This is a genomic window from Deltaproteobacteria bacterium, from assembly GCA_016874775.1.
Lineage (GTDB): Bacteria > Desulfobacterota > Binatia > Bin18 > Bin18 > VGTJ01.
This window is the reverse complement of record VGTJ01000239.1, coordinates 1-7,199: the sequence shown is the minus strand read 5'-3', so window position 1 is coordinate 7,199 and position 7,199 is coordinate 1. Positions and strand designations below refer to the sequence as shown.

Annotated in this window: 10 protein-coding genes; 2 read left to right on the top strand and 8 right to left on the bottom strand. The window is 54.0% G+C overall.

Features of this window, described 5'->3' with window-relative positions:
- The 4 genes from FJ147_26075 to FJ147_26060 form a co-directional block, all read right to left on the bottom strand.
- Nucleotides 1–313: hypothetical protein (locus FJ147_26075; GenBank protein ID MBM4259354.1), on the bottom strand; the 313-nt coding region annotated here is incomplete at its 3' end.
- 55 nt (nucleotides 314–368) lie between these two features.
- Nucleotides 369–1,394 (bottom strand): zinc-binding dehydrogenase, encoded by a 1,026-nt coding sequence (locus FJ147_26070; protein MBM4259353.1) that lies wholly within the window; start codon nucleotides 1,392–1,394, stop codon nucleotides 369–371.
- A 22-nt stretch (nucleotides 1,395–1,416) separates the two neighbouring features.
- Nucleotides 1,417–2,412 carry an adenosyl-hopene transferase HpnH gene (gene hpnH, locus FJ147_26065; GenBank protein ID MBM4259352.1) on the bottom strand — a complete coding sequence of 332 codons (996 nt, stop codon included), beginning with the start codon at nucleotides 2,410–2,412 and terminating at the stop codon, nucleotides 1,417–1,419.
- Between the two features lie 174 nt (nucleotides 2,413–2,586).
- The gene (locus FJ147_26060) at nucleotides 2,587–3,426 is read right to left on the bottom strand and encodes a universal stress protein (GenBank protein ID MBM4259351.1); all 840 of its coding nucleotides are present in this window, start codon (nucleotides 3,424–3,426) and stop codon (nucleotides 2,587–2,589) included.
- Nucleotides 3,427–3,544: 118 nt separating this feature from the next.
- Here FJ147_26060 and FJ147_26055 point away from each other — a divergent pair, with 118 nt between their 5' ends.
- Both FJ147_26055 and FJ147_26050 read left to right on the top strand, forming a co-directional pair.
- Nucleotides 3,545–3,841 (top strand): hypothetical protein, encoded by a 297-nt coding sequence (locus FJ147_26055; protein MBM4259350.1) that lies wholly within the window; start codon nucleotides 3,545–3,547, stop codon nucleotides 3,839–3,841.
- Between the two features lie 29 nt (nucleotides 3,842–3,870).
- Nucleotides 3,871–4,302, top strand: a complete 432-nt coding sequence (locus tag FJ147_26050; GenBank protein ID MBM4259349.1) for a transcriptional repressor — start codon at nucleotides 3,871–3,873, stop codon at nucleotides 4,300–4,302.
- A 159-nt stretch (nucleotides 4,303–4,461) separates the two neighbouring features.
- Here the strand turns inward: FJ147_26050 and FJ147_26045 are convergent, their stop codons facing one another.
- The 4 genes from FJ147_26045 to FJ147_26030 all read right to left on the bottom strand — a co-directional run bounded on the left by FJ147_26045 (nucleotide 4,462) and on the right by FJ147_26030 (nucleotide 6,464).
- On the bottom strand, nucleotides 4,462–5,019 hold the full coding sequence (locus tag FJ147_26045) for a toll/interleukin-1 receptor domain-containing protein (protein MBM4259348.1): 558 nt from the start codon (nucleotides 5,017–5,019) through the stop codon (nucleotides 4,462–4,464).
- Between the two features lie 266 nt (nucleotides 5,020–5,285).
- Complete coding sequence (locus FJ147_26040) at nucleotides 5,286–5,786, bottom strand: NUDIX domain-containing protein (GenBank protein MBM4259347.1); 501 nt, start codon at nucleotides 5,784–5,786, stop codon at nucleotides 5,286–5,288.
- A gap of 164 nt (nucleotides 5,787–5,950) precedes the next feature.
- A complete protein-coding gene (locus FJ147_26035; GenBank protein MBM4259346.1) occupies nucleotides 5,951–6,283 on the bottom strand; it encodes a type II toxin-antitoxin system PemK/MazF family toxin in 333 nt (110 codons plus the stop codon).
- Nucleotides 6,261–6,464 carry a hypothetical protein gene (locus tag FJ147_26030; GenBank protein ID MBM4259345.1) on the bottom strand — a complete coding sequence of 68 codons (204 nt, stop codon included), beginning with the start codon at nucleotides 6,462–6,464 and terminating at the stop codon, nucleotides 6,261–6,263. Before FJ147_26030 ends, FJ147_26035 begins: the two co-directional genes overlap by 23 nt.
- Between the last annotated feature and the right edge of the window lie 735 nt (nucleotides 6,465–7,199).

Sequence of the window (7,199 nt, the reverse complement as noted above, 5' to 3'; positions counted from 1 at the left end):
TCGGCCTGAGAGTGTGTTTCTGAGCAGTGAAGCGCGGAATCCCTCCGAGAGACCCTTCGTTGCACTCAGGGTGACAGCGCGAGTGTACCAATCTTTCATGGTCCGATTTAGACTCTGGACTGTTTTCGCCTGCCCAGACCAGCACTTTCCCGTCTTCATCACGGGCAACACGCTGCGCATCGATGAGTTCAGCTTTGAGATCGGCAAGAGATTCATCGTCAAGGTCAAACTCGCGCTTGAGGGCGCGGTAGGAAACTCGTCCCTGGCGTTGCAGCCAGACCCGCACTTGTTCAACTAACTGGGAAAATCTCATGCTCATCTCTTTGCTTGCCTCAGTGGCGGATGAGCTTTGATTCTTAGGCGTTCACTTAAGAAAACTCAACCAGCGTCTTGATCGAGTCGCGCGCTTCTGATGCGGTTCGATACGCGTCGTGTAACGCCGAGAAGGGATAACGATGAGTGATGAATTTGTCTGCCGTGATGACCCCAGTACGAATCAACTGCAGCGCCTCGCGAGTGTCATTCGGTCCGCACGAATAACTAGGGGTCAGGCTAATCTCGTTGAAATATATATGATACGGAGAAACCGGCAGCGTTGCTTCTGGGGTGCTGGTGGTAAAAAGCACGACCGTCCCGCCTTTTGCGGCACAACGAATCCCAAGTTCCATCGCTTCAATTGACCCTGGCCCGACAATGACGACTTCAGCCATCTCACCGTTGGTGTGCTGACGAAGCTGTTCGTCAATTGTTCCCTGGGCGGGATCAAGAGCAACATCAGCGCCTAATGCCAGCGCTTTTTCGCGCCGGTAAGGAACGAAATCGGTACCGATGACACTTCCTGCCCCTGCCTGGCGGGCAAGGGCAACGTGCAATTGCCCCATAATGCCTAAGCCAATGATGAACACACGATCGCCCGCATGCATGCCGGACTTGCGCATGGATTTGACCGCGCATGCGGCAGGTTCGATCAAAGCCCCATCAGCGAAAGATAGATCTGCAGGAAGCGGAATCGTATCGCCGGACAAATTTTCTTTCGGAACGAGGAAATACTCGGCCATGCCACCAGGGACGATGCGTGACGCTTTCCACGTCGCGCATTGGACAAACTCACCTCGTTGGCAGGCACGGCAGGTAAAGCATGGTGCATGATGATGAACAAAGACGCGATCGCCAGGCCGAAAATCGGTGACACCAGGACCGACCTCAACGACCTCTCCGGACGGCTCATGGCCAAACACCAGCGGCGCTTTCTTTTTCATGTACCAGCCCATGACATCGCCAGAGCAGATGCCACAGGCTCGTGTACGAATTAGCGCTTCTCCTGGACCAACGGTTGGGATGGGTTCATCTTCAAAGCGGATGTCGGTTGCATCGTACAGTCGTGCGACTTTCATGATCGTATATCCATACTTCCGATCATGAAAACATCCACTTCGCCATCTTCCACATATCCTGTGGACTTTCGGGGAAGGTGCGAGCGACTGAAGCTTCAAAGCCAGAATGCATCAAGCAATCATGGCACCGGGTATCGATACGTTGCTCCCAGTAGCTCCAGTCAACACCATTCCAGAACTCATCCCAGGTTTTGTAATACTTCTCGCCGATCAAATAGCAGGGGCCTTTCCAGCCAAACGGCGTGCGCGTCACATTGCCCCACGGCGTACAGGGATATTCACGTTCACCAGCCGCGAACTCAAGAAACAATGGCGTCGAACCAAGACGATATTGCTTCGAGAGTTCCAGGACTTTTTTGAATTTCTGATGAATCTCTTGCCGGAAGAGAAAGTGATTCTGCTGGACTTTTTCGTAATGATACCCAGGCGACACCAGCATGTTATCAATGCCAAGCGTGGTGAGGAGCGCAAACAACTCCTCGATTTCTTCCATCTTGGTCTCGCGATAGACCGTCGTGTTGGTGCAGACCGTGTATCCGCGACGTTTCCCTTCCTTGATCATTTCGATGGCTTTGTCGAACACGCCAGCACGTGCACAGACGAAATCATGGGTTTCGCGCATACCATCGAGGTGGACGTTAATCGTCAATCGCTTATGAGGTTGGGCTTTGCTGTAGAACCGTTCAAGGAGGATCGCGTTGGTACACACGATCACATGCCGTTTGCGGGCGATGGTCTCCGCTACGAGTTCAGGAAGCTCTGGATAGACAGTGGGTTCGCCACCACAGATAGAGACAACCGGAGCACCAGCTTCATCAACGGCTTGTAAGCATTGCGAAAGTGTCAGTCGATCTTTCAACTCACCGGAATGACGTTCTGGCGAACAGCCAACACATTCCAGATTGCAGGTATACAGTGGCTCAAGCATCAACACGACCGGGTAGCGTTTCCGGCCTTGCAGCTTGTTCTTGGCCTGCCACTTCATCATGTCTGTCGTTACATGTAGTGGGTACCGCATCTTTTTCCACACTCCTTAATCCACTCTTGACCGTTTGGTCAGGGCGAATCTTAGCGGGAGGCTGTAGGGGGAGCAATAGGAAGCGTTCAGCGATCAGCCGTTAGCTCTCAGCCAGACAGGGCAGCGAAGGATAAAAAGAAGCTGAACTGATAGCTGATCGCCGACAGCTCAAAGCTATCTCGACAAAAACACCGGACACGGTGCATTGCGCAGCACGTACTCAGTGGTACTGCCAAGGACCATTTCGATGATCCGACTATGGCCGTAGGCACCAATGAATAACAAGTTATGGCTGCGTTCTTTGATCGTCTCGATGATCTGTTGATTGGCGTGGCCGATCGCATGGAGAAGGGTCAGCGAGATCCCGTACGAATTGAGATAATGTCGTGCTTCTTCGAGAAGTTTCCCGTCGCCAGTCTTTTCGCGCGGTGCAACGGAAAGCACGGTAAGTGGAAGCTGGAGAGCGACACAAAACTCCGCGGCCAAGTGCATAGCAGTGCTGGCGCGTGGACTGCCGTCATAGGCAAGTAGTGGATTGGTGATCGGTTGAAATTGCTTTGGTGTAATAAAGACCGGGCGTGGGCTTTTACGTGTGACACTTTCTGCTGTGCCGCCTAGCAGTCCGGTAGAAAAGCGCTCGTTGGCGCCACGATGGCCAATCACAACGAGATCGCTGGTTCGTGCGTGGTCGCAAATTTCATTGGCGATAACCCCAGTCACAAGTTGGCTTTCACAAGGAATACGTCGTTCGCGACAGGTTATAGTGAATTCGTCAATCAGTTGCTGGCCACGTTCGTGCAAGGCTTGCCGGACTTTTCCGGTAACGTCGAGGTACGGCTCAAATCCTAAAGCTCCAGAAATATCCTGAAAGAACGGTCCTTCTACTGAAACGATATCAATAACATGGAGGCCTGACAGTTCGGCCTGAAAGCGTTCCGCCAGCCACAATCCATATTGAAGTGCAGTACGCGCATGGTCAGAACCGTCGAGGGCAAGAAGGATGTGTTTAATCATACGACCCCCAAGTGTCGCAGTTTGTTGTTTTTCTTCGGGGGCTGCTTATCACCGCATGCTCAGGTGGGCAAGCGACCACTTTACAAGCCGAGCACCCTTGGTCACAATAGACAATACTATGGCAAAGAAACCACAGGCTGGGGTAAGGGATGGTGCTCTCCTGCAAGAGCTGAAGACCATAGCGGCACGGGTTGGTGTTCGTGTCCGTGAGGAAAAGCTCTTTCGCGAGGTGGGCTACCAGGTACGAGGGGGAGGATGTCGAGTCCGTGGTCAGGAGATCGTGTTCCTTGATCGCGATATGCCGGTGCCTGATCGTCTGGATATTCTCATCGATGAGTTATCGCGACGTGAGATAGATCATGAGTCGTTATCGCCCGCGCTCAAACGGCTCTGGCCGAGTGGAGCATCGCAGTGAGCGACCGGCTCACCCAATTCCGTCATTGGATTAAAGAGCAAGGACTCAAAGCGACCTCACAACGTGAGGACATCGCTCAGGTCTTTTTCTCTGCCGATCGGCACATCAGCGTTGAAGAGCTGTACAGCGAAGTGCGTCGTCTCAATCCACGCGTAGGGTACGCTACCGTCTACCGCACGATGAAACTGCTAAAAGAGTGCGGCCTGGCAGAAGAGCGACACTTTGCTGATGGGCAAGCGCGATTTGAAAAGCTTGAAGGCGAGCAGCATCATGACCATCTGATTTGCGAGCGCTGTGGGCGTATCGTCGAATTTACTCAGCCGCAAATCGAAACCCTGCAAGAAGAAGTTGCGCGCCGATTCGGGTTTGTCGCTTCTACGCACAAGATGGAAATCTACGGTATTTGCCAGGATTGTAGAGAAGGACGGGGCTCTCGCGCCGCGAACGTGGGTGATCATTAATACGGGCTCCATATGTTATGCTCTGTTCGCTAGTCACTTTATGTGACTAGCGAACGCTTCTCATCCCTCATTCCTGCGCCTATTCACTCCATCGCTCATTCATTAAACTTCTTATGATGCTTGACAGTTTTCTCGCCCTTTCTCCCGTTCGCTTCCTCATCAGTCTGGCTTCGCCGACGTCTTCACTGCCTCCAGTACCACATTGATGAAGTCTGGCCGCTCGTTCACGTCGATAAAGTTGATGTGCTGGTATCCAGGAGGAATGTCGGTTTTGACCCGCGCCAACGGTAGAATGAACGCTGTTTCGTGCGCGCGGCGGATGGCGGCAAGCTCCAGTTCGACCCGGCAGAAGTCCTTCTTGAAACAGTCGGCTGAATAGATCGGGATGAAGTAGCGGCTGCCCTGAATCCCTTGCGCGATCTTCTCGTACCACGAGGTGCCAAGGAAGAGGCTCTTCTTGTCGAACCAGACTCCCAGCCCTGCCTTCTCTAGCTGCGACACAACGTGTTTGCTCACCCATTCCAGGTTCTCAGCGGGCGTGCGGGAATAACTGATGAACACATCGTGGGTACTGGCAGTGAGGCGCTGCGGACTGTCCATGTCCATCTTTTGACGGAACAACAACGCAGCGATCAGCGACACTCCGAACGTGAACGCCATTAATCCATCCCGGGGTGTCAAGTTGCTTGAGATATAGACGCGTCGCCGTCGCCCCATCGCCCGCTCGCCTCGTCGCCCGTTCTGTCCTCTGTGACCCTAGACCCTGGACATTCCGAGACTCTAGACAGTTTGCTCGCCCATTCCCCGATTCTCCGTTTCTCCGATTCGTTTTCCGTGACTCCCAGACTCCTCGACTTTTTTGGACAGTTTGTGGCCCTTGCTGCTTTCCCCGGCGACCAGCCCCCGACGGAGGGGCAAGCGGCACCGGTGCGAGGAGTGAAAGATAAAAAAGACGGCAACGTCCCTGCAACGTCCCCTATTTTCTATTTCGGGTACCAAGTCGCCGGCGCGAAGTACGGCTGTCCCTTTCTTCTGCAGATCTCCGGGAGTACCACCTTTGCCCACGGAGCCAGATTGACTCGATCAAATTCAGTTGCCCCAATGTATTGCAGCTCCAAGGTCTCCGTCTTATCGGGGGCGAGCGTACCGCTGAGCACTTGGCACTCAAAGACCGTCATGACATAGGTCACGCGGTCGCCGTTGGCATACACAACCTCAAACTCCGGACCGCCAAAGACGCCGAGAATCTGAGTCGGCTCGACGAGGAGCCCGGTCTCTTCAAAGGCTTCTCGGACCACGGCATTTGCGGGGGTCTCATGCGGTTCAATACTGCCACCCGGGGCGACCCACTGGCCGGTGTCCCCGTGCCTGGCGAGGAGAACGCGCTCCCGTTCATCAAAGACGATGGCCGTCACTGAGGGCATGAGCAGTAACTCCTTGCCAACATGGCGGCGCAGATTCCTGAGGTACTCCGAGAGCGGCATCAGACGACTTCCTTCTATTCTTCAAGATCACCTTGATGAACACGACTGGCTAACGCCTGAGCGCACCGCGAGCGGCCCAGCCACGGCCTTTCACGTTCATTCCTTCACGCCACAGCGCCGCGCTGCGGTGGCGCGCCCGGTTCGGCTCTTCTTCGCCTCTCGCCTTAGTGCAGGCCCAACCACTCTCGTAACGAGGCTTCTAACTTTTCAGCGTCCTTTGTGATTAGTCTCCCCACTCTCTTGAGCACGAGCCGTTCATGAATAGTAAAGATTCCACGCTTGGCAGCGGTCTCGACGTTCAAGCCTGCTCCTTTCCAGTCCGCGAGCATGAACTCACCGGCTAGTAATCCTGTCGTTTTGCTCGTGAGTGGAACGAGGAGTATATCTTGCGACGAATGGGACGTATTGGCGATGACAGCAGGACGAACCTTAGTACTCGTCAGATCCGAGAAGGGATAGCGTACGAGCACAACCTCATTTTTCGAGTAGCTCGGCATAGACGTCATCCTCAGTGTTCCCCCACACCTCGCTCAGCGATGATTCACTTGCAGTTAACCAAAAGCTTGCATCATCTTCGGGTAATAGGGTGACTAACGCCCGTGTTCCCTCAGGGACTTTCACGTCTTCGAGCGGGACGATTTTACCGTCACGGATCACCGCCCAAATAGTATTGATCATGTTCACTTACCTCAGGCTCAGCATATCGAAGGCACTTCCGGATAACAATTCCGCTAGAGCCGAACGCCCCCGCGCACCGCGAGCGGCCCGAACGCGGCCTTTCAGATTCATTCCTTCACACCACAGGGCCGCGCTGCGGTGGCGCGTCCGGTTAGGCGGTATCACTTATAGTGGAGGGTAGACTGCAGTTTCCCCCCCCCCCTTTTTTTTCGACTGTATGTTTCGAGATCTGCTCTCATTTATGATCGACTCTCCCCATGACATAAAACCGCGATGGATATATTACATCTACAACTTTAAGCGTGCGATTCGTTTTCCGTGACTCCCAGCCTCCTCGACTCTACGACTCCTCGACTTTTCTGGACAGTTTGTGACCCTTGCTACTTTTCCCGGCGACCAGCCCCCGACGGAGGGGCAAGCGGCACCGGTGCGAGGAGTGAAAGATGAAAAAGACGGCAACGTCCCCAATTTCCTCGGTTCCACTAATTTCCCTGCAACGTCCCCTATTTTCCGACGCGAATTTCCCCGCAACGTCCTCTAACACTCTTGGCGCATGACAGCCACTAGAGAACCAGCTAGCATGCGCATAGTTACTGAATTTTCAATAAATAATGTTCATGCGGGCTAGCGGACCCAAGGCAAATCAGAAGCGAAGATACACGCCCAGAGTCGCCGGGGTGAGCGGCGTGTACGAGCGATGCCCGCAAACACATTGTTGCGGAGTTCAGCCCCGTT